General features: G+C 67.7%; 20 protein-coding genes. 3 read left to right on the top strand and 17 right to left on the bottom strand.

Annotated elements, in window-relative coordinates; translation table 11 throughout:
• Positions 1 to 21: 21 nt before the first annotated feature.
• The 5 genes from DIZ26_RS19480 to DIZ26_RS19500 all read right to left on the bottom strand — a co-directional run bounded on the left by DIZ26_RS19480 (position 22) and on the right by DIZ26_RS19500 (position 7,902).
• Positions 22 to 1,572 (bottom strand): gamma-glutamyltransferase, encoded by a 1,551-nt coding sequence (locus DIZ26_RS19480; protein ID WP_112244420.1) that lies wholly within the window; start codon positions 1,570 to 1,572, stop codon positions 22 to 24.
• 166 nt (positions 1,573 to 1,738) lie between these two features.
• Entirely contained in the window at positions 1,739 to 4,246 is a 2,508-nt protein-coding gene (gene pheT, locus DIZ26_RS19485) for a phenylalanine--tRNA ligase subunit beta (protein ID WP_112243523.1), read from the bottom strand.
• Entirely contained in the window at positions 4,246 to 5,355 is a 1,110-nt protein-coding gene (gene pheS / locus DIZ26_RS19490; protein WP_112243525.1) for a phenylalanine--tRNA ligase subunit alpha, read from the bottom strand. The genes pheT and pheS overlap by 1 nt, the downstream gene beginning before the upstream one ends.
• Before the next feature lie 153 nt (positions 5,356 to 5,508).
• The gene (locus DIZ26_RS19495; RefSeq protein WP_112243527.1) at positions 5,509 to 6,225 is read right to left on the bottom strand and encodes a hypothetical protein; all 717 of its coding nucleotides are present in this window, start codon (positions 6,223 to 6,225) and stop codon (positions 5,509 to 5,511) included.
• 138 nt (positions 6,226 to 6,363) lie between these two features.
• Complete coding sequence (locus DIZ26_RS19500; protein ID WP_232828458.1) at positions 6,364 to 7,902, bottom strand: MFS transporter; 1,539 nt, start codon at positions 7,900 to 7,902, stop codon at positions 6,364 to 6,366.
• A 58-nt stretch (positions 7,903 to 7,960) separates the two neighbouring features.
• Here DIZ26_RS19500 and DIZ26_RS19505 point away from each other — a divergent pair, with 58 nt between their 5' ends.
• A complete protein-coding gene (locus DIZ26_RS19505; protein ID WP_112243528.1) occupies positions 7,961 to 8,659 on the top strand; it encodes a TetR/AcrR family transcriptional regulator C-terminal domain-containing protein in 699 nt (232 codons plus the stop codon).
• Position 8,660: 1 nt separating this feature from the next.
• Here the strand turns inward: DIZ26_RS19505 and DIZ26_RS19510 are convergent, their stop codons facing one another.
• The 4 genes from DIZ26_RS19510 to infC all read right to left on the bottom strand — a co-directional run bounded on the left by DIZ26_RS19510 (position 8,661) and on the right by infC (position 10,908).
• Positions 8,661 to 9,479 (bottom strand): TrmH family RNA methyltransferase, encoded by an 819-nt coding sequence (locus DIZ26_RS19510; RefSeq protein WP_112243531.1) that lies wholly within the window; start codon positions 9,477 to 9,479, stop codon positions 8,661 to 8,663.
• Positions 9,480 to 9,511: 32 nt separating this feature from the next.
• Positions 9,512 to 9,901 carry a 50S ribosomal protein L20 gene (gene rplT / locus DIZ26_RS19515; protein ID WP_112243533.1) on the bottom strand — a complete coding sequence of 130 codons (390 nt, stop codon included), beginning with the start codon at positions 9,899 to 9,901 and terminating at the stop codon, positions 9,512 to 9,514.
• 78 nt (positions 9,902 to 9,979) lie between these two features.
• Positions 9,980 to 10,174, bottom strand: a complete 195-nt coding sequence (rpmI, locus tag DIZ26_RS19520; protein ID WP_112243535.1) for a 50S ribosomal protein L35 — start codon at positions 10,172 to 10,174, stop codon at positions 9,980 to 9,982.
• An 89-nt stretch (positions 10,175 to 10,263) separates the two neighbouring features.
• Complete coding sequence (gene infC, locus DIZ26_RS19525; protein ID WP_232828459.1) at positions 10,264 to 10,908, bottom strand: translation initiation factor IF-3; 645 nt, start codon at positions 10,906 to 10,908, stop codon at positions 10,264 to 10,266.
• A 376-nt stretch (positions 10,909 to 11,284) separates the two neighbouring features.
• Here infC and DIZ26_RS19530 point away from each other — a divergent pair, with 376 nt between their 5' ends.
• The gene (locus DIZ26_RS19530) at positions 11,285 to 11,689 is read left to right on the top strand and encodes a DUF1844 domain-containing protein (RefSeq protein WP_112243539.1); all 405 of its coding nucleotides are present in this window, start codon (positions 11,285 to 11,287) and stop codon (positions 11,687 to 11,689) included.
• A gap of 70 nt (positions 11,690 to 11,759) precedes the next feature.
• Positions 11,760 to 12,500 carry an aminoglycoside phosphotransferase family protein gene (locus DIZ26_RS19535; protein WP_112244424.1) on the top strand — a complete coding sequence of 247 codons (741 nt, stop codon included), beginning with the start codon at positions 11,760 to 11,762 and terminating at the stop codon, positions 12,498 to 12,500.
• A 52-nt stretch (positions 12,501 to 12,552) separates the two neighbouring features.
• On the opposite strand, the gene DIZ26_RS19540 is transcribed toward DIZ26_RS19535, so the two are convergent.
• The 8 genes from DIZ26_RS19540 to DIZ26_RS19575 all read right to left on the bottom strand — a co-directional run bounded on the left by DIZ26_RS19540 (position 12,553) and on the right by DIZ26_RS19575 (position 20,169).
• Complete coding sequence (locus DIZ26_RS19540) at positions 12,553 to 13,320, bottom strand: class I SAM-dependent methyltransferase (protein WP_112243541.1); 768 nt, start codon at positions 13,318 to 13,320, stop codon at positions 12,553 to 12,555.
• A gap of 97 nt (positions 13,321 to 13,417) precedes the next feature.
• Positions 13,418 to 13,645: a hypothetical protein gene (locus DIZ26_RS19545; protein ID WP_112243543.1), complete on the bottom strand. Its 228-nt coding sequence runs from the start codon at positions 13,643 to 13,645 to the stop codon at positions 13,418 to 13,420.
• 87 nt (positions 13,646 to 13,732) lie between these two features.
• The gene (locus DIZ26_RS19550; RefSeq protein ID WP_112243545.1) at positions 13,733 to 14,887 is read right to left on the bottom strand and encodes an FAD-dependent oxidoreductase; all 1,155 of its coding nucleotides are present in this window, start codon (positions 14,885 to 14,887) and stop codon (positions 13,733 to 13,735) included.
• A complete protein-coding gene (locus DIZ26_RS19555; protein ID WP_112243547.1) occupies positions 14,884 to 15,591 on the bottom strand; it encodes a TetR/AcrR family transcriptional regulator in 708 nt (235 codons plus the stop codon). The genes DIZ26_RS19550 and DIZ26_RS19555 overlap by 4 nt, the downstream gene beginning before the upstream one ends.
• Positions 15,592 to 15,700: 109 nt before the next feature.
• The gene (locus DIZ26_RS19560) at positions 15,701 to 17,044 is read right to left on the bottom strand and encodes a discoidin domain-containing protein (protein WP_112243549.1); all 1,344 of its coding nucleotides are present in this window, start codon (positions 17,042 to 17,044) and stop codon (positions 15,701 to 15,703) included.
• A gap of 38 nt (positions 17,045 to 17,082) precedes the next feature.
• Entirely contained in the window at positions 17,083 to 18,000 is a 918-nt protein-coding gene (locus tag DIZ26_RS19565; RefSeq protein WP_112243551.1) for a carbohydrate ABC transporter permease, read from the bottom strand.
• On the bottom strand, positions 17,997 to 18,875 hold the full coding sequence (locus DIZ26_RS19570; protein ID WP_112243553.1) for a carbohydrate ABC transporter permease: 879 nt from the start codon (positions 18,873 to 18,875) through the stop codon (positions 17,997 to 17,999). Before DIZ26_RS19570 ends, DIZ26_RS19565 begins: the two co-directional genes overlap by 4 nt.
• Position 18,876: 1 nt before the next feature.
• Entirely contained in the window at positions 18,877 to 20,169 is a 1,293-nt protein-coding gene (locus DIZ26_RS19575; RefSeq protein WP_112243556.1) for an ABC transporter substrate-binding protein, read from the bottom strand.
• Between the last annotated feature and the right edge of the window lie 15 nt (positions 20,170 to 20,184).

Here is a 20,184-nt window from a genome sequence, read left to right on the forward strand (position 1 = left end):
TTTAGCTCTACCCCGATCTGATCAGCGGCTGGTTTCCGGTGAGACCGCGATGGCGCCGGTTCGGCGGGGGTCGCCGACCGCGAGGAGCCCGTCGGTGGGGTCCCAGAAGGCCGCGGCGACGCCGCCGAAGTACATCGAGTGCGGTGGCATCGGCCGGCTCGGCAGGCTGGTGGATCCGAAAACGTCGAGGTCGTCCTCGTAGTCGACGACGACGTCCTCGCGGACCCGGACGTGCAGCCTGGGATGCTCGACGGCTTCGGTCAGTGGCAGGCCACCGTGTGTGTAGAGCGCATACACCTGCGCGATCGCGCTCGGGATCCGGTCCGAGCCGGGCGAACTGATCGCCAGGACCGCGCCGTCGCTGTCGCGGCGGGCCACGCTCGGCGCCATGTTCGAGGTCAGCCGGGTGCCGGGCGCCAGGCTGTGCGGACCGCCGTGCACGAGCTCTTGCTCGCCCAGCGCGTTGTTGAGCCAGATCCCGGTACCCGGCGTCATCACACCGGAGCCGTAGCCGGACGAGACCGTGATCGCACAGGCGTCGCCTTGGTCGTCGACCACCGAGACCGTCGCCGTACTGGGTGAACTGAGCGCGCGCAGGTCTCCCCCAGCGGCAAGGTCGAGTAGCTTCTGGCCTTCCAGCTTGCGTACGTCTTCCTGGTCCAGCTCGGCGAGCCGCTGACCGAAGACGGCGTGCTGCACGTCGATGAGCCGCTCGAGCTCGGCCGGATTCCAGCTGCCCTGACTGGGAACGCCGGCCAGCAACGAAAGCATCGCGGCGACTGCGACTCCCCCGACCGCGGGCGGTGGGTTCGTCGCCAGCCGCCAGCCGTTCTGCCGGACGACGAGCGCGGGACGGACGACCGCCTCGTACGCCGCCAGGTCCTGTGCGGTGAGGATGCCCTCGTTGTCGGCCATGTCGCGGATCAACAGCTCGGCGAGTTCGCCGGTGTAGAGCGTCTCGGCGCCGTCCTTCGCGATCAGCTCCAAGGCCTCGGCCAGCTCCGGGATGATCACTGTGCTGCCCGCCTTGATCACCACGCCGTCGTCGTCGTGCACGACCTGATGACTCGGCTGATGCCAGCCGAAGATGATCTCGTGGGTGTAGCCGAGGTAGTACCCCGAGGTGCGGCTGAGCGGGAAGCCCTGGCGCGCCACCTCGATCGCGGGCCGGACCACCTCACTCCACGGCGCCTTGCCGGATCGCTGGTGAGCGAGGTCGAGCGCCTTGAGCCCACCGGGGGTCGCGACGGAACCGTGTCCGACGGTGGTCGTCGTGCCACCGCCGTACTCCGTGGTCACGTCCCAGACGCCGCGGCCGAACTTGTCGGTGGGCAGGCCGCGGCCGGGCATCTCCACCCAGCCGTCGATCGTGACCGCGTCACCACCGGCGACCTGCAGCGTCACGAACCCACCGGACGCCGGCGAGACGACCCCGATCTCGTTCACCATCGTCACGAGCGTCGCGGCGATCGCGGCGTCAACGGCGTTCCCACCCTCGGCCGCAACCCGCACCCCCGCCTCAGCCGCCGCCCTGTTCGGCGCCGCCACCGCGACTCTCGGGCTCTCACCCATCACCTTCACCCGCTTATCCTCCCCCAAGCACCAGTCGCGCCACAGTGAAGCGAACCGCCACGCCATCAGTACGCCCCCACCGCTCCGCCCTGACCAGATCTCTGAGCGCCAGGGCGACGCGGCGGACCACCGACAACCGAGGTACTGATGGCGTGGAGGTCCGGCGTTAGCCGACTCGTTGGACGGCTTGGAAGCGGTCGACGGCGACCTGGACGGCGGCTTGGCGGGCTTCGGCGACCTCGGTCTCGGTCAGCGTCCGGTCCTGGGCACGGAAGCGCAGCGCGAACGCGAGCGACTTCTTGCCCTCGCCGATCTGCTCACCGGTGTACAGGTCGAACAGCCGGATCGACTCCAGTAGCTCGCCCGCACCCTCGGCCAGCGCCGCCTCGACATCCTTGGCGGGAACCTCGGCCGCGACGATCAACGCCACGTCCTCCTTCGCCACCGGGTACGACGAGAACGGCTGAGCGGTGACGGACTGCGGACCAACCGCGATCAGCGCATCCAGGTCGAGCTCAACCGCGCCCGACCTCGCCGGCAAGCCGAACGCCTGGCACACCTTCGGATGCAGCTCACCCGCATGCCCGATCACCTTGCCGTCCACCGAAACCTCGGCGCAGCGACCCGGATGCCAGGGAGCAAGCTCGACGTTGCGCAACTGCGCCTCGACGCCGACCGACGCGGTCACGGTCCTTGCGACCTGTACGGCGTCGGACCACGTCGACGGCTGACCCTTGCCCCACCAGCCGGTGGGAATCCGGGCACCGGTCAGGACGACTCCGAGGTGGAGCGGCTGGTCCGGCAGCGCGTCGTACAGGGCCTGGATCTCTTCGTCGCTCGGCCGTTGCGTGACGGCCGGCAGCGGGGCGGGCTTCGCGTCAGGCCGGGGCAGGAAGACCAGGCCGGTCTGGAAGATCGCCAGGTCGCTGGAGCCACGGCCGACGTTGCGCTCGGCGGTCCGGAGCAGCGTCGGCAGCAGAGTCGTCTGCATCGACGGCTCTTCGTCGGAGATCGGGTTGACCAGCTTGACCGTCGTACGGCGTGGGTCGTCGGCGGGCAGCCCCATTGCGTCGAAGTCGGCGTCACCCACGAACGGGTAGGACACGACCTCGGTCAGCCCCGCACCGACGAGCGCGGTGGCGATCCGGCGCCGACGCCGCTGCGACACGGTCAGGCCCTGACCACCGGGTGCCTTCGGCAGGACCGACGGGACGTTGTCGTACCCGTACAGCCGGATGACCTCTTCGGCGAAGTCGTTCGGATCCCGAAGATCCGGCCGCCACGACGGCGGCGTGATCGTCAGCATCTCAGCGCTACCGTCAACCGCACCACTCTCGTTGCCCTTGGCAACTACGCAGCCGACCGAGGTGAGGTGGGCGACGGTCTCGTCGACAGAGATCGGGGCGCCCGCGACGCGGGCTGCGTGGTCGGCGCGGATGGTGATGCGCTTCGGCAGCAGGTGCGTGTCGATGACGGTCTCGTCGGGCTCGATCGTGCCGCCGGCCAGCTCAGCCAGCAGGTCGGCGACCCGCTGCGCGGCGTACCGCGGCAGCTCCGGGTCGACCTCGCGCTCGAACCGGCGCGACGCCTCCGACGACAGCTTGTGCCGGCGCGACGACCGCGCGATCACGATCGGGTCGAAGTGCGCCGCCTCGATCACCACGTCGGTGGTCGACTCGGAGATCTCGGTCGACGCACCACCCATCACCCCGGCCACGCCGATCGGACCGGAATCGTCGGTGATCAGCAGGTCCTCGGGGTCGAGCTCACGCGTCTGGTCGTCCAGCGTCATCAGCTTCTCGCCCGCCGACGCACACCGTACGCCGATATCGCCGCTGAGCCGGTCCTTGTCGTAGCCGTGGATCGGCTGACCGAGTTCGAGCATCACGTAGTTGGTGACGTCGACACCGATCGAGATCGGCCGCATCCCCGACATCACCAGCCGCTGCTGCAGCCAGCGCGGCGACGGCGCCTTCGGGTCGATCCCGGTCACGGTGCGGGTGACGAACACGCTGCACGCCCCGGCGTCGTCGATCCGTACCGGGTAGCCGCCCTCGCCAGACCCCGTCAGCGTGAGCGCCGCCGGGTCCTTGAGCTCCACGCCGTACGCCGTGGCCGCCTCGCGGGCGACACCGCGGATCGACAGGCAGTAGCCGCGATCCGGGGTCACGGCGATGTCGAGCACGTCGTCGCGCAGCCCGAGCAACTCGATCGCGTCGTCGCCCGGGGTTGCCTCACCGGGCTGCAGTACGACGATGCCGTGCGTACCGTCGTCGCCCAGACCGAGCTCAGCGCTCGAACAGATCATCCCGTTCGACACGTGCCCGTAGGTCTTGCGCGCGGAGATCGCGAACCCACCCGGCAGCACCGCACCTGGCAGAACGACGACGACCAGGTCGCCGACCTCGAAGTTACTCGCGCCGCAGACGACCCACTGCGGCTCGTCCTTGCCGATGTCGAGCGAGCACCAGCGGATGGTCTTGCCGTTCTTCTGCGGCTCCGGCTCGTAGCTGAGCACCTTGCCGACCACCAACGGCCCGGTCATCCCGGCACCGGCCTCCTCGACCGTCTCCACCTCGAGCCCGGCGCGAACCAGCTTCTCGCCGACCTCGCGACCGGTCACGCCGGCCGGCAGCTCGACGTACTCACGAAGCCATGACAGTGGGACCCGCATCAGATCTCCATCCCGAACTGGCGGCTGAACCGCACATCACCCTCGACCATGTCGCGCATGTCCTCGACCCCGTTGCGGAACATCAGCGTCCGCTCCAGGCCCATCCCGAACGCGAACCCGGAGTACCGGTCGGTGTCGATGCCGCAGGCCTGCAGGACGCGCGGGTTGACCACACCGCAGCCGCCCCACTCGATCCAGCCCTCGCTGCCACACGTGCGGCACGGGCGGTCCGGGTTGCCGACGGAGGCGCCGCGGCAGACGAAGCACTTCAGGTCCACCTCGGCCGACGGCTCGGTGAACGGGAAGAAGTTCGGCCGCAGGCGGGCTTCGAGGCCCTCGCCGAACATGGAGACGACGAAGTGGTCCAGCGTGCCCTTGAGGTGCGCGAGCGTGATTCCTTCGTCCACGACCAGGCCCTCGACCTGGTAGAAGACGGGCGTGTGGGTCGCGTCCAGCTCGTCGGTGCGGAAGACGCGGCCGGGGCAGATCACGTAGATGGGCGGCTTGCGGGTCAGCATCGACCGGGCCTGCACTGGCGACGTATGCGTCCGCAGTACCGTCCCGGAGCCGGCGGGCTCGACGAAGAAGGTGTCCTGCATCTGCCGCGCCGGGTGATCGGGCTGGAAGTTGAGGGCGTCGAAGTTGAGCCACTCGGCCTCGACCTCGGGGCCTTCCGCGACGTCCCAGCCGAGCGCGGTGAACACGTCGGCGACCTGCTCCGAGATCAGGCTCAGCGGGTGCCGAGCGCCGAGCTGCGGGGTGTGCCACGGGAGGGTGACGTCGACCCGCTCGGTGGCGAGCATCCGCTCCTCGTGCTCGGCCTCGAGCGTGGCGAGCCGGGCGGCGTACGCCTCGTTGATCGCCTTTCGCGCCGAGCCGATCCGCTGGCCGGCCTCCTTGCGACCTTGCGGCGGCAGCGCCCCGATCTCCCGGTTGGCCAGCGCGATCGGCGAGCGGTCGCCCAGGTGGGCCAGCTTCGCCTCCTGCAACGCGGCCAGATCGGCCGCCTTGGCGAAGGCGTCGAGTGCCTCGTCGCGCGTCCGTTCGACCTCGTCGGCGTGCAGAGGTGTCACCTCGACCGGGTCGTAGTTCTTGTTGGGACCGGACATGGCTCTCTTCCCGGGGTCGCTGATATCTGAAACTGCTGCCCGCAGTCTAGGAACCCACAGGCCCCGAGCGTGAATCGGTCGTCCACAGAGTGCGACTTGGTGCGCTTGGGATCAGCACCCTGAGCCTGCGGCGCAGGGTGCCCGCGTAGGAGGTTACAAGCCGAACCAGGGTTCCTTGGCGAGTTCGTCGAGGAGGACCTTGCGGTCGCCTTCTTCGGCGACTGCTGCGGTGAGTTCCTGCGCCCGCGCCAGCTCCGCCCGAGCCAGGTCCGGGGAGCCGGTGGCGGCGAGGGCTCGGGCGAGGGCTTCGTGGGCGAAGGGTTCGTCCCAGTCGGCCATCCGGTCGGGGTGGGCGAGGACCAGTTCGAGGCAGCGGCGTGCGTGCTCCAGGCCGAGCGCCGGGCGGCCGATGCGGAGGGCGGCCCGGGCGATCGTGTATTCGCCGCGCGCGTGGTTCGCCTCGTTGCCCGCCTCGAGCCAATGGAGACAGGCCGCATAAGCGCCGTACAGCAGACGCTCCTGATCACCGACCGGGCTGTTCTCGTCGATCTGGTCCATCAGGTCCCAGGTCTCGTTGTTCAACTCGACCCCGAAGTACCGGTGCAGTTCGCGCCCTTCGACGAGTTCGGTGGCGACCTTCTCCATCAGTTCGGCCCAGCCGTTCATACCGTGCTCACGCGCGATCGTCAGTTGCGCGTCCCGCAGGGTGAAGGCGGCTGGGTCGACTGCGTTCCCTCTGTACTCCGGGTGGTGCGCCCGCACCCGGGCGATCGCGTCCGGCCGGGCCTTGGCGACGGCCTTGCGGAGATCCTTGGCCCGGGTGCGGAGCTGGCTCAGGCTGGCTTTCGCGGGCAGCGACGAAGTGGACATCGGCGAATCCTTCCGGGACTACCCGCTCCGCTGAACCGGGCCGTCCCGAAGGAGTTCGTCGGCCACACGTCATCTCAGGTCTTCCCAGGTGCACTCGGTGCTTGCCGCGGAGAGGAGGCGCCCTGGCGCGCGCTCCGCTCAAGGTGCCACGCGGTCACCGATCTCGTCAACGCCGCCTTCCGTAGCGGACACCTCGACGGCCGGTTGGTCCGTACGCCGAGGCAACGCGATCGCAGCGACGAGCGCTCCGGCCAGCGCGCCTACCGCACCGGCCGTCATCGCGATCGACATCGCGTCGGTGAACGCACCACGAGCCGCGCCGACGAAGTCCGGACCGAGCGCGAGCGTGTCGGCGATCGACTTCCGCGCGGCCTCCGGAACCGAGTCGGGCAACGACGACGAGTAAGCCCCAGCAAGAACACTTCCCAGTACTGCGACCGAAAGCGCCGCACCCGCCTGCTGCACGGTGTCGTTCATCGCGGACCCCACGCCCCGGTGCTCAGCCGGCACAGACTGCATCAGCAGCGTGTACGCCGCCGGCCCGGCCAGTCCGCCGCCGATGCCCATCACCAGCAGTCCGACGATCAACAGGCCGTACCCCGACGACGTACTCACCTGCGTCAGGATCCCGAAGCCCACCGCGATGATCACCAGCCCGACCGCGATCAGCGTCCGGTCGGCCATCTTCTTCCCGAGCGTCGCCCCGAGACCGTTGAAGAGCATCGCCGAAGCGGCGTACGGGATGAGCGCGAGGCCGGCCTTCAGCGGGCTGTACCCGAGGACGAACTGCAAGTACTGCGTCAGCGCGAGCAGCAACCCGCCGGCGGTGAACGACAGCAACACGATCGAGAAGCTCGTCCCGCTGAAGTTCCGGTTCTTGAACAACTCCAGCGGCACCATCGGGTGCTCACTACGCCGCTCCCACAAGGCGAACCCGGTCAGACCGACCAGGCCGACGACCAGTCCGCCGAGCACCTTCGCCGAGAGGAACCCGTGTGCGGGAATGGAGATGATCGCCCAGACCAGCGCGGCCATTCCGATGATCGAAAGCACGGCCCCACCGGGATCGACATCGCGCGCCGGTCCCCGCGACTCCGGGATCATCACGACCGCGCCGATGATCGCGACCACCGCGATCGGCACGTTCAGCAGGAAGATCGAGCCCCACCAGAAGTGTTCGAGCAGCACGCCGCCGACCGTCGGACCGGCGATCACGCCGACCATCGCGACCATCGACCAGCCGGCCATCGCCTTGCGCTGCTCCTCCGGCGGGAACACCGTGAACAGCAGCGACAGCGTGCTCGGCATCAGCAGCGAGCCACCGACACCCATCAGGCCGCGGCAGGCGATCAGTTGCCACGGGTTCTCCGCGAGCGTGGCCAGCAGTGAGGCCAGACCGAACAGCACCAGCCCGATCAGCAGCACCTTCCGCCGCCCGAACCGGTCGGACAGGCTGCCCGCGGTCAGCAACAGACCGGCGAACGCCAGGATGTAGGCGTCGATGATCCACTGCACGTCCGCCGGCGTCGCGGACAGGTCGCGCATCAGCGACGGGATCGCCAGGTTGAGCACGGTGTTGTCGACCACCAGCACCAGCAAGCTCAGACAAAGAATCAGCAGGATCCACCAGCGTCGCGGATGACCGGTCGCCGTGGACTCGTACGGTGTACTAGTCACTCGCACACTGTACGACAAGACTCGCACAGTGTTCCAGTGGATTGGCTAGGATGGGCTCATGAAGGAATCGATCTGGACCCGGCAACGAGCCGCGGCGCCGGCGCGCGAGACGCTCAGCCGGGAGCAGATCGTGGCTGCCGCGATGACGACGCTGGACACCGAGGGATTGGCCGGCCTGAGCATCCGCAAGCTCGCCGCCAAGCTCGGCGCAGGAGCGACCAGCCTCTATTGGCACGTCCCGACCAAGGACGACCTGATCGACCTGCTCATCGACGAGGTCTGGGGCGAGATCGACGTACCCGATCCCACGCTGGCAGGGTGGCGCAACGGCGCCCTCTTGTTCGGCCACAGCCTGCGCGCCGCCGTACTGCGGCATCACTGGCTGCCCGAGGTGATGTACACCCGGCCGAGCATCGGGCCGAATGCGATGACGATGGGTTCCCGCGGCCTGGTCCTGTTCGGCGCGGCCGGCTTCACCGGCAAGGATCTCGACTACGCGATGGGCAGCGTGATGGCCTACACCCTCGGGACCGCCAGCGCGGAGGTCGCGACCCGCGAGATCACCAGCAAGTCCGGCCGCTCATTGACCGAGTGGGCCGGCGAGGTGATCCAGCAGGCCGAAGCCGTCGCCGACCCCGCCATGCGCGAAGCCTTGAACCGCAGGGTCGCTCGCGACATCGACACGACCTTCAGCGAGTCCTTCACCTTCGGCCTCGAAGCCCTCCTCGACGGCCTCGAAACCCGCGTGAAGAAGTAATTCAGTCCGTACGCCGTTGCGCCCGGGCCGACGCGTAAAGGCAGACGGCCGCGGCGGTGGCGAGGTTGAGTGACTCGGCCCGACCGTAGATCGGGACCTTCACCGAGCGATCGACGATCGCGTCGAACCCGTCGGGCAGCCCATGTGCCTCGTTGCCGAACAGCCAGACGGACGGCTTCGCGAGCGTGCCGTCGTCGATGCACTCGTCGAGGTCCGTGCTGCCGTACCCATCGGCCGCGAGAACCTGCAGGCCTTGCTCGCGCCACGACTTCGCCGCCGTGACCACATCCGCCTCAACCGTGATCGGCAGATGGAACAGACTGCCGACGCTGGCCCGGACGGCCTTGGGATTGTGCGGATCCACGGACTCGGCGGACAGTACGACGGCGTCCGCGCCGGCCGCGTCCGCAGTACGGATCAAGGTGCCGACGTTGCCGGGGTCGCGAGTCTGGACGCCGACGGCCACCAGCCGCGCAGTACGGCGTACTGCCTCTTCCAGCGCGACGTCGACCAGCGTGCAGACGGCGACGACACCTTGGGAGGTGACCGTGTCACTCAGTACTTCGATCGCTGCCCGATTCACGTCGTACCACGGGACGTCGGCGAGCTGGGCCAGGTCGCGCAGGTCGCGGTGCCGGGTGGCGACATCGGGTTCGGCGTACACCTCGACCACCAGTTCGCGGTGCTCGAGGGCCTCCCGGACCGCCTGCGGGCCCTCGACCAGGAACCGGCCGGACTTCTTCCGGAACGCACGAGTGGCGAGCCTCCGGGCCTGCTTGATCCGCACGGATTGCGCGGTCAGCAGACCAGGGCTCGCCACTTCGGTGCTTGCTACCGGGTCGTCGCTGCGGCTCAGGCCGCGGCGTCGCTCTTGGCGTTCAGGTCGGCCGGCAGGGCCGCCTTCGCCAGCGCGACCAGCGCCGAGAACGCCGGCGCGTCGTTGACGGCCAGGTCGGCGAGGATCTTGCGGTCGACCTCGACCTCGGCCAGGCGAAGACCCTGGATGAGGCGGTTGTAGGTCAGGCCCTCCGCGCGGGACGCAGCGTTGATGCGCTGGATCCACAGCTTGCGGAAGTCGCCCTTGCGCGCCTTGCGGTCACGGTAGGCGTAGACGAGCGAGTGGGTGACCTGCTCCTTCGCCTTGCGGTAAAGCCGCGAGCGCTGGCCGCGGTAACCGCTGGCCTGCTCCAGTACGACCCGGCGCTTCTTGTGGGCGTTGACTGCCCGCTTCACGCGTGCCATGAGGTGTTACTCCTTGTATTTCTGCGCCGGAAGAAGTTCGTCCACCCGGCGGGGTGTTCGGGGTGGGGGAAGGGCAGCTCAGATGCCGAGCAGCTTCTTGAACTTCTTGGCGTGCGTCGGCGAGACCTCGATGGTGCCGGCCAGCCGGCGGGTCCGGCGGCTCGACTTCTCCTCGAGCTTGTGGCGACGGCCGGTGCGCTCGCGCAGCAGCTTGCCCGAACCCGTGACCCGGACGCGCTTCTTGGCACCCGAGTGGGTCTTCATCTTCGGCATGGCTATGTACTCCTGGTCTCTTTCGTTGACTCGACCGGTGCTGTTGCTCCGGCTGCGATGCGTTTCAACCTCGCGGCCGGAGCGACACGTCACTCCGGGTCGAGGTTGTCTGCCGGACCCTTGGGCTTCTTGGTGGCCCCGGCTGCCTTCTCGGCCTCGTACTGCTTGAGTTGCTCGGCCCGCTCGATCCGCTCGGCCTCTTGCTCGGCCTCGTGCTCGGCGAGCTTCTTGGCCTTCTCGGCTTCCACGTCCACGCGCGCCTCGGACTTCTTCTTGTGCGGTCCGAGCACCATGATCATGTTCCGGCCGTCCTGGCGCGGCGAGGACTCGACGAAGCCGAGCTCGCTGACGTCTTCGGCCAGCCGCTGCAGCAGCCGGAACCCCAGCTCGGGGCGGGACTGCTCGCGACCACGGAACATGATGGTGATCTTGACCTTGTCACCGGCACGCAGGAACCGAACGACGTGACCCTTCTTGGTCTCGTAGTCGTGCGGGTCGATCTTCGGCCGCAGCTTCATCTCTTTGATGACGGTGTTGGTCTGGTTCCGGCGGGACTCGCGCGCCTTCTGCGCGGTCTCGTACTTGTACTTGCCGAAATCCATCAGCTTGCAGACCGGCGGACGTGCCGTGGCCGCAACCTCGACCAGGTCGAGATCGGCTTCCTGTGCCAACCGCAGTGCGTCTTCGATCCGGACGATGCCTACCTGCTCACCGTTCGGTCCGACCAGTCGCACCTCGGGAACGCGGATGCGCTCGTTGACGCGCAGTTCAATGGTGATGGGTCCTCCTGGGTTGTTCGTTTGCTGGTACCACCTCGTGATCGCCCGAGGTCACTTCGCCGGAAAAGCAAAAGGCCCTCGTGCGTCCACACGAAGGCCCAATTCCCAGATCGGCAGCGGTGCAACCCCGGTTGCCCGGGAAAGTACGCCGTACGATCGCCGTCCCGCCTGTCCTCTCGGACCGGTTGGCCGGCGTGACCGGGACCCGCCGACTCTTCGTCGACTGGGTGGGAGGTGGCCCTCCGCTTAGACTCGAACCACCGGAGTCCCTCGAGTATTCCGCTCAGGGGTCACCAACGGACCGGGTCGGTCGCCATGCAAGAGTAGCAGCATGACCGACCCCATCTCCACTTCACCCGAAACCACCCCCGCGACCGAGGCCCGGGTGGACCCGATGTCGACCGTGTCGCGCGACATCGCCGAAGTACCCAGTGTGGAGATCATCTCGACCGCCGCCCTGCACCTGATGAGCGCCGCCGCCGTCAACCTCGGCCTCGCCGAGGACCTGCCCGACCACCAGGACCTGGACGAGGCGCGTTCGCTCATCGACGCCCTGGCCGGCCTCCTCGACGCCGCCGCTCCGAGCCTCGGCCACCACCACGCTGCCCCGCTCCGCGACGGCCTGCGCTCGCTCCAGCTCGCCTTCAAGGAAGCCTCGACCATCCCCGACGAGCCTGGTACCGGTCCTGGCGAGAAGTACACGGGCGAGGTCCACCCGCCCGCTTCGCGTCGCTGACATCTCACCCACAGCCGCCGCGCGCGGAATTCGGGTGCCGCCGGCGGACATCCTCGCGACAATGGCCGGCGTGGAAGAGGTCGAGGTCGTCGTTGCCCATAGTGAACGCGTGACGTTGCGAGTCGGAGACGTGTTCCTCAAGATCGACAGCGATCAGGCGAACCTCGACGTCGAGGTCGAAGCGATGGCGCTGGCGCCTGTCCCGACGCCGGAGATCCTTTGGCGCAAGCCGCCCGCGCTCGCGATCGCCGCCGTCCGTGGGCTCGCTCTCGGCCGTCTCGGTGAGCCGTCGCCCGCGTCGTCGGCGGCGTGGGCAGCGGCAGGCGCGGCGATCCGGAAGCTGCATGAGTCACCGTTGCCGCCGTGGCACGGACGGAAGAGCCGCGAACAGATCGCGGCCCACCTCGACGTCGAATGCGACTGGCTCATCACGAGCGGCGCGCTTCCGGCCGACCTGGTCAGGCGCAACCGCGAGATCGCCGAGGCCGCGCTCCGGCCCTGGACACCTGTGTTCACGCACGGAGACCTGCAGATCACCCACGTCTTCGTCGACGGCGACGAGGTCACCGGCATCATCGACTGGTCCGAGGCGAGCCAGGGCGATGCGATGTTCGACCTGGCGACCTTGACCCTCGGCCACGAGGAACGTCTCGCCGATCTCGTGGGCGGGTACGGCGGCGACGTCGACTACGACGTGATCCGCGCGTGGTGGTCACTGCGCAGCTTGGGCGCCTCCCGCTGGCTGCTCGAGCACGGCTTCGACCCGAACTCGCCAGGCTGCGAGTTCGACGTACTGCGGGCCCGGATGTGAGGCTCGAGACTTGGCCGGCCCGACGGCACCGATGATGGTCTGGTGGGCGCTGCTATCGGCGGGTCGCGGTGATGAGCCAGGCGCGGGTGTCGAGCCAGATGCCTGTCGAGGTGCGATGGGCTTCGTAGCCGTCGAGTAGACGTTCGAGAGCTTGCCCGGCCTCGGTGGGGTCGAGCTCCGCGACCAAGTTCTGCGTCAGTTGCAGGCGGAGTGCGGCGTCGCGGGCGGCTTCGGCGTCAGGACCGTAGTACACCGGCTCGCGTATGTCGGTGATTTCCAGGTCGGTGAATCCCACTGCGGTCAGCAGCCCTTCGACCGTTGCCGGATCGGCGAGCGAGAATGCCTCGCCGGTCAGCGGAGCATCGTCCCCACCCACGAAGGCCTGCCGAATCACGCGGTCCCACTGCTGGTACTCCCGCTCCTGCCACACCAACTGCACGAACCGCGCCCCCGGCCGCAATGCCCGGGCGATGTTGGCGAACGCAGCCTCCGGATCAGCGAAGAACATCGTCCCGAACCGGCTGACCGCCAACGAGAACCCCGCCGCGGGAAACGCATGCCCCTGCGCATCCGCCTGCTCGAAATGAATGTTGCGCAGCCCTTCCTCCGCACTGAGCCGCCGGGCGGTGTCGATGCTGGTGGCGTTGATGTCGACACCGACAGCACTTCCGGAGCGCGCGGCCTTGGCGGCGTCTCGCGTGGTCAGGCCGGTACCGCAGCCGACGTCGAGCACGTGGTCATCGGCTTGCACAGCCGCGGCCGCTACCAGCCGCACGTGATACCGCGGAACCTCAGCGTCATAGTCAAAGGGTCGAGTCACCCCACGACGGTAAATCGACCGAAGTCCACCCGCTGCTGGTGCGGAGCGCCAGCGAGCGGACACGTGTACAGCCGTCCTGTACCGGCGCAAGGATCGCCTAGCGGATCCGGCGTCCGCGCAACAAGTAGACGATCGGCACGACGCCACCCGAATTCACCAGCGTCAGCGCGGCTGCCCAAGCCGCCTTCGAGCCTCGAATGTCACTGCGCGGCCGCTGGGCCAGATCGATGAGTGCAGCGAGCTTCAGCCCTGCTTCGAATGCGCCACCGAGCAGAATCCCTTGCCGAAGTCGAGGATCGAGCTCGCTCCACCGCTTCCTGGCCATAACGCCAGTCTGCGCCGCATCCGCACCAGACACAACGACCTCTCCCGGCAGTTCGGCCGGGAGAGGAGGGAGGACGCGTAGTACTGGTTAGCGGGGAATGGAGTTGAAGAAGTCGAGGAGGGCTTGGGGGCTTTCGGGGTTGAAGCACAAGAGGAGGCCGTCGGCGGACTGGGCGGCTGCGGCTTGGCTGCGCGGGAACAAAGCTGCCTCGTACTGCGACAGCGCGGCCTCCGGGCGACCCGGGTTGGTGGCGAGGGCGGCGGCGAGTTCGGCGCCGTCCTGCAGGGCGAGGTTGGCGCCTTCGCCGGCGAACGGGGACATCAGATGCGCCGCGTCGCCCACCAGCGTCACGCCGGGCACACGGTCCCACTGGTGATCGATCGGCAGTGCGTGAATCGGCCGGGGAACCAACGCCCCGTCGGCACCGATGATGAGATCGAGGAAGTCTTCGTGCCAGTCGGAGAAGTACTCCGCCAGCGCGACCTTGGCCTTTTCGGTGTCGGCGAAGTCGATCTCTCCCGACGTCGACCAGCTCTCGTCCGCCAGCAGCGCCGCGTAGACGTGCAGCGAGCCGTCCGGATCGCGATGCCCCAAGAAACCCTTGCTGTCGCTCAGCGCGAACATCATGCCCTGACCGACCAGCCCAGCCGCCGCGGGATGACGCTTGTCGGCTCCTTCAAGACTTAGTTCGACGAACGACAGCCCGCAGTACGACGGCTTCGCATCGGACACCAGCGAGCGCACCCTCGACCACGCACCATCCGCGCCGACCAGCAGCTCGGTGGTGAATTTGTTGCCATCAGCAAGCATCACTTCATGCCGCCCATCGCCGAGCGCCCGGGCCTCGACGACCTTGGCGCCCCATCGAATCGTCCCCTCGGGCAGCGAACCGAGCAGCAGGTCGCGGAGGTCGCGGCGGTTGACCTCCGGCCGGTCGTGTTCGCCGCTGCCGTCACCATGGTCCTCCTCCGCGAAGCGGACCACGCCGTGTTTGTCGAGGATGCGCGTCGCCTCTCCGCCTTGGAACACAAGCCCGCGGAATTCGTCGTACAGGCCGGCTGCGCGCAGCGCCGCCTGGCCGGAATCGACGTGCAGGTCCAGCATGCCGCCCTGGCTGCGCGCCGTCGGCGAAGCGTCCAGGTCGAAGACGGCGCAGGTGACGCCGTTGACGTGCAGGACGCGGGCGAGCATGAGCCCGCCGAGTCCGGCACCGATGATCGCGATCGGGTGATGGGCGCTCATGTCGCTGCTCCTTCGGGCCGCGGCGTGCCGAGCACACCGTTGATCAAGACGCGGAATCCCCACGCCAGCCGTGCTTCCCCAGGCCCGGACAGCAGGTCGTTGCCCTGCGCCACCAGGTGGGGATGGGTCTCGGACGAGGCATTCCGTACTGCGTTTGCCAGCGCCGCCCAGTCCTGCGACGACTGCTCCTCGGTGCCACTCGCTCGCGGATCCACAACCGCATGCTCAGCCGCCTGCGCCGTGGCGAACAGCAGCAGAATGTCGATCCCCCACGCCGCCTGCCCCTTCGGCACACCGCCTTGGTCGAGCAGGTCCAGCAGCGCCTCGACAAGATTCAGGTACCGCTCCCCCGATGGCCTCGCCACCAAGGCGGACTGAGCCAGTCCGGGGTACTCGAAGAGCACCTCGGCGTACGACGTCAGCACGCGCTCGAGTCGCTCTCGCCAGTCGCCCGGCGCCGTCACCGGACTCAGGTCGACGGCGCCGAGTAATTCGTCGAGCACGGCCGCGTGCAGCTCGGCAGTGTTCCGCACGTACACGTAGAGCGAGGCCGCCCCGGTATCGAGCTCCTGCGCCAGCCGCCGCATCGTCACCCGCGCCAGCCCTTCGGCTCGCACGAGTCCGACCGCGGTCGCCACAATCCCAGCCCGCGTCAACGCCGCCTTGGCCGGCCGCTCCCGCCGACTCCGAATCCGTTCATTCATATGGCGACCATAACGAACATGTTCGTCCCGAACAAGTTCGTAGCGAACATGTTCGGCGACGGCCGCGAGGACGGCCCGGCACAGAGCACATGCCGGGCCGCTCGGTGAGTCAGGCGAAGACCTTCAGTTCGTAGATGCGGGCGGCTGGGTCGGTGCCTTGGGTCGGGGTGGTGACGGTGAGGCGGACGTAGCGGGCCACTGCGCCGGCCAGCGAGTGCGTCGTCACGCCGGCGGTGTTGTTGGTGACCGTGGCCCGGGTGGTCCACGTGCTGCCATCGGTCGACGTCTGCAGGGTGAAGGCCTTGGTGTTGTACGACGTGGGCTCGCCGCCGGCCGACGCGTGCGAGATCTCGACCGATCCGAGCGCTCGCGCCGAGCCCAGATCGACCTGCAGCCACTTCGAGGACGCCAGCGAGCAGAACTTGTCCGAGTTGCCACCGGAGACACTGCCGTTGACCGCCTTCGCCGGACCTTCGGACGTCGCGCACGCGGTCGACCCGGTGGCCGGCTTGTTCAGCGCGAGGTTGACCGGACCGGAGGAACCGGACATCGCCGACGTCATCTCACGCGCCCACTGCCAAGGTGCCGAGGTGCCGCCCGGGTCGGAGTTGAAGTACTCCCAGCCGTCGACTCCCCCGAAGCTCGGGTACTTCGCGACCAACGCCCCCAAAGTGTTCTTGAGTGTCGACAGCGCGACATAGCCGCTGCAGTTGGCCGAGTTCGTCACCACGCCGGCGACCACCTTCGACGGGGTGAACAGGCCGCGGTTGATGATGTTGTCGTAGCCGGTGGTGTTCGCCATCGAGCCCCAGCCGCAGTAGAACTGCGCGTTGTACCAGTCGATGTTGGCGCCGCGGTCGCGTTCCAAGGTCTCGTAGTTGAAGCCCGACAGGTTGCCGCCGCCGGTCAAGGCTGTCGCGACCGGTGCCAGCGTGATGATGAAGCCGGTGCCGAAGTCGGCGGTGAGCTGGTCGATCAGCCGGTTGATCCCGGCCTGCGACATGCTCTCCTCGACATCCAGGTCGAGGCCGTCCAGCCCGTACGTCGTGACCAGATTCTTCAGGCGCGGGTAGTAGGTGGCGAAGTCGGTGTCGAGCCGCTGGAAACTCCCTTGCGCGGCACCGCCGACGAAGGCCGACACCTTGACGCCGGCAGCCTGCATCGCGTGCAGGTCGGCCCACATCTGGGTGAACTTGGCAGCGTCCGGCGGGTCGTCGTTCAAGTGCACGGTGTCCTGATCGAGGTGGATCGCACCGACCAGCACATTCGTGACGCCGGTGTTGTTGTCGGTCAGCGCCTTCGGCGACACGTATGTCCCGTTGACATACTGGGTCTGGTAGTAGACGACGACCCGTTTGCTGTCGGCCGTCGTACCGGCCTGAGCCGTTCCGGTGGAGAGCAGCGCGGCACCGAGCAGCGCTGCCGTCGCAAAAGCGATTGTCTTACGCAACATGACGGAACTCCTTGCAATGGGCGGATTGCAACGGGTACTTACCCCTTCACGGCGCCCTCCTCTACGCCTTTGAAGAAGAAGCGTTGGCAGACGGCGAAGACGATGACGATGGGGATGAACGCGATCATGGTGCCCGCGGCGATCAGGCGGGGGTTGTTGCTGAAGGTGCCGGACAGGTACTGCAGGCCGACGGTCAACGTGTACTTGTCGGGGTCGGTCAGCACGATCAGCGGCCAGAGGAAGTCGTCCCAGGCGCCGATGAAGGCGAAGATCGCCACCACGCTGATCGTTCCGCGCACCGAAGGCAGCCCGATGTAGACGAATCGCTGCCAGACGTTCGCCCCGTCCACCACTGCCGCCTGGTCGACCTCGATCGGCAGCGAGCGGAACGCGTTGAACATCAGCAGCACGTTCAGCGCACCGATCATCCCGGGCAGCGCGACCCCGAAGAGCGTGTTCGCGAGGCCGAGCTCCCGCACCGTCACGTACTGCGAAATGATCGTCACCTCGCCCGGCAGCACCAGCGTCGCGAGGAACAGCCCCAGCACGATCCGCCGGAACCGGAACTGCAACCGCGACAACGCGAACCCGGCCAGCGAGGAGCCGACAATGTTGCCCCCGACAACCAGTACGGCGACCAGCAGCGAGTTCTTCATGTAGTCCCAGACCGGGATGGTGTCCGCGACCTCGCCGTAGTGCGACAACGTCGGCTGGGACGGCAGCAACCGCGGGATCCGGGTATAGATGTCCTCCCCGGATCCCTTCAGCGAGGTGGACAGCTGCCACAGGAACGGCCCGATCGTGATCAGCAGCACGAACACCAGCAGCAGGTAGCGGACCACCTTCTCGGTCGGCGAGATCGAATTGAACCCGAACGACCCACGCCGCCGCGGCTTCGCAGTACCGGGTTCCACCGGTACTTCGACCGGTCGCGCGGGGTCGGTCACGATGCTCATGCCTCGACCCCCTTCCGGTTGAGCCGGGCCAGCACCAGCATCGGCACGACGGTCACGAAGAACAGCACGATCGACAGCGCGGACGCGTAGCCGAGGTTGCCCTCGAAGCCCTGGCTGTACTGCTGGATCAGCATCACCACCGAGTTGTCCCGGCCGCCGGGACCACCCTTGCCGCCGGACAGGATGAACAACTCCGAGAACACCCGCAGCGCGGACACCGAGATCAGGATCGAGATCAGCACCATCGTGCCGCGAACGCCCGGGATGGTGACGTTGACGAAGCGCCGGAAGGCCGACGCCCCGTCCACTGCTGCCGCTTCGTGCAGTTCACGGCCGACGTTCCCGAGGGCCGCGAGGTAGATGATCATGTAGTACCCGAGCCCCTTCCAGATCGTCAGACTGATTGCGCTGAGCAACAAGAGCCACTGGTCGCTGAGGAACGGCAGTGGCCCCGAGATCACGCCGAGCTTCTCGGCCAGGCCGTTGACCAGGCCGCGATCGTCCAGGATCCACTGCCAGATCAGCGCCACCACGACCGCCGAGGCCACCACCGGGGTGTAGAACGCGGTCCGGAAGAAGGTGATGCCCGGCAACTTCTTCTCCACCAGCACGGCGAGCAGGAGCGGGAAGATCGTCAGGAACGGCAGGCAGACAACCATGTAGATCACGCTGTTCAGCAGCGCGTACCGCAACTGCTCGTCGTGCAGCAGGGTCTCGAAGTTCTTCAGCCCGACGAAGGTGCCGCCACCGATCGGCCTGGCGTTGGTGAACGACAGGATCACGGTGTTGATCGACGGCCACAGGTTGAACACCAGCAGCCAGGCCAGCGCCGGGATGATCAGCACCCAGGGAGTGAACCAGCGGTGATACTTCATCTCACTGGGCGAGCAGCTGGTTGGCCTTCGCCACCGCGGCGTCCAGAGCAGCCTTCGACGTCACCTTGCCGGCGATCGCGAGCGAGATCTGCTGGTTGATGAAGTCGTTGGTGGCGCCGCTGATCACGGCCGGCTGCAGCGACTTGGCCTTGGCCAGCGAGGCGAACGCGAGCACCTTGGCGTCGGACTCCGGCGTACCGTCGGACTTGGAGAAGTACGGGTCGTTCGCCGAGGCCTTGGTGGAGGGGAAGATGTTGACGATCTTCGCGAACGCGGCCTGGTTCTCCGCGTTGGTGACGAACCGGGCCAGCGCGATCGCGGCCGCCTGGTTCTTGGTCTTCGCCGAGACCGACAGGCCCTGCACGTACAGCGGCGGGGTGTCCAGCGCGGGCGACGGGACGACCTTGCCCTTCAGCGACGGGTTGTCCTTGACGAAGTCCTGGATCGCGTTGCCGCCACCGGTGGTCCAGGCGACCTTGCCCTGGGTGAAGAGCTTGGAGTTGCCCAGGTACTCCTGGGTCAGGATGTCGCGCGGCAGGTAGCCGGCGGCGTACGCGGCGCGGTACTTGTCCAGCAGCGCGACGGCCTCAGGAGTGTTGAAGGTGAACGTCTTCCCGTCGTCGGACAGCACCTTGACACCGGCGTTGGTGAAGTCACCGATGCCCGGCAGGCGGCTCATCAGGTACTCCTTGCCACCGGACTTGTCGTGCATCACCTTGGCCGCCGCGAGCAGTTCGTCGAAGGTCTTCGGCGGGTTCTTCGCGTCCAGCCCGACCGCGGCGAACTTGGCCGAGTTCCAGTAGTCGATGTCGGTGTTCAGGTACCACGGGTAGCCGAACGTGCCGGTCTGCCCCTGGTACTGGTACGCCTGTACGCCGCCCTCGACGTACTCCTCCGACAGCTTCGGGTCGGCGGCCGCGACGTCGAGCAGCAGGTTCTGCTTGGCCAGCGGCAGCGCGAAGTCCGGCGGCAGGTTCACCACGTCGGGGAGCTGCCCGGCCGAGGCCTGGCTCAGCACCTTCTTGTCGTAGCCGTCACCGGGCTGGTCCAGCCAGGTCACCTTGGTCCCGGGGTACTTCGCCTCGAAGGCTTTGATCACCCCTTCGACGTAAGTCGTGAACTTCGGCTTCAGCGCCCAGGTCTGCAGGCTCACCTCGCCGGTCACCTGGGTGTTCGCATCGACTGTGGGCTTGCTGCCGGACGAGGTGTCGTCCGACGAACCGAGCCCGCAACCAGCAAGAGCGAGGGCCGTGGCGGCAAGACCTGCCACCACGCTGAGACGCCGACTACGCATGAGGTTCTCCTGAGG

Source organism: Kribbella monticola, assembly GCF_003261635.1.
Classification (GTDB): domain Bacteria; phylum Actinomycetota; class Actinomycetes; order Propionibacteriales; family Kribbellaceae; genus Kribbella; species Kribbella monticola.

Bases quoted from the DNA above. Each gene is read 5' to 3' on its own strand.
- DIZ26_RS19495 (WP_112243527.1), bottom strand. From the start codon at position 6,225: ATGTCCACTTCGTCGCTGCCCGCGAAAGCCAGCCTGAGCCAGCTCCGC.
- DIZ26_RS19545 (WP_112243543.1), bottom strand. From the start codon at position 13,645: ATGGCCAGGAAGCGGTGGAGCGAGCTCGATCCTCGACTTCGGCAAGGG.
- pheT (WP_112243523.1), bottom strand. From the start codon at position 4,246: ATGCGGGTCCCACTGTCATGGCTTCGTGAGTACGTCGAGCTGCCGGCC.
- DIZ26_RS19505 (WP_112243528.1), top strand. From the start codon at position 7,961: ATGAAGGAATCGATCTGGACCCGGCAACGAGCCGCGGCGCCGGCGCGC.
- DIZ26_RS19560 (WP_112243549.1), bottom strand. From the start codon at position 17,044: ATGTTGCGTAAGACAATCGCTTTTGCGACGGCAGCGCTGCTCGGTGCC.
- DIZ26_RS19550 (WP_112243545.1), bottom strand. From the start codon at position 14,887: ATGAGCGCCCATCACCCGATCGCGATCATCGGTGCCGGACTCGGCGGG.
- DIZ26_RS19570 (WP_112243553.1), bottom strand. From the start codon at position 18,875: ATGAAGTATCACCGCTGGTTCACTCCCTGGGTGCTGATCATCCCGGCG.
- DIZ26_RS19530 (WP_112243539.1), top strand. From the start codon at position 11,285: ATGACCGACCCCATCTCCACTTCACCCGAAACCACCCCCGCGACCGAG.
- DIZ26_RS19575 (WP_112243556.1), bottom strand. From the start codon at position 20,169: ATGCGTAGTCGGCGTCTCAGCGTGGTGGCAGGTCTTGCCGCCACGGCC.
- rplT (WP_112243533.1), bottom strand. From the start codon at position 9,901: ATGGCACGCGTGAAGCGGGCAGTCAACGCCCACAAGAAGCGCCGGGTC.
- DIZ26_RS19480 (WP_112244420.1), bottom strand. From the start codon at position 1,572: ATGGGTGAGAGCCCGAGAGTCGCGGTGGCGGCGCCGAACAGGGCGGCG.
- DIZ26_RS19565 (WP_112243551.1), bottom strand. From the start codon at position 18,000: ATGAGCATCGTGACCGACCCCGCGCGACCGGTCGAAGTACCGGTGGAA.
- DIZ26_RS19555 (WP_112243547.1), bottom strand. From the start codon at position 15,591: ATGAATGAACGGATTCGGAGTCGGCGGGAGCGGCCGGCCAAGGCGGCG.
- pheS (WP_112243525.1), bottom strand. From the start codon at position 5,355: ATGTCCGGTCCCAACAAGAACTACGACCCGGTCGAGGTGACACCTCTG.
- rpmI (WP_112243535.1), bottom strand. From the start codon at position 10,174: ATGCCGAAGATGAAGACCCACTCGGGTGCCAAGAAGCGCGTCCGGGTC.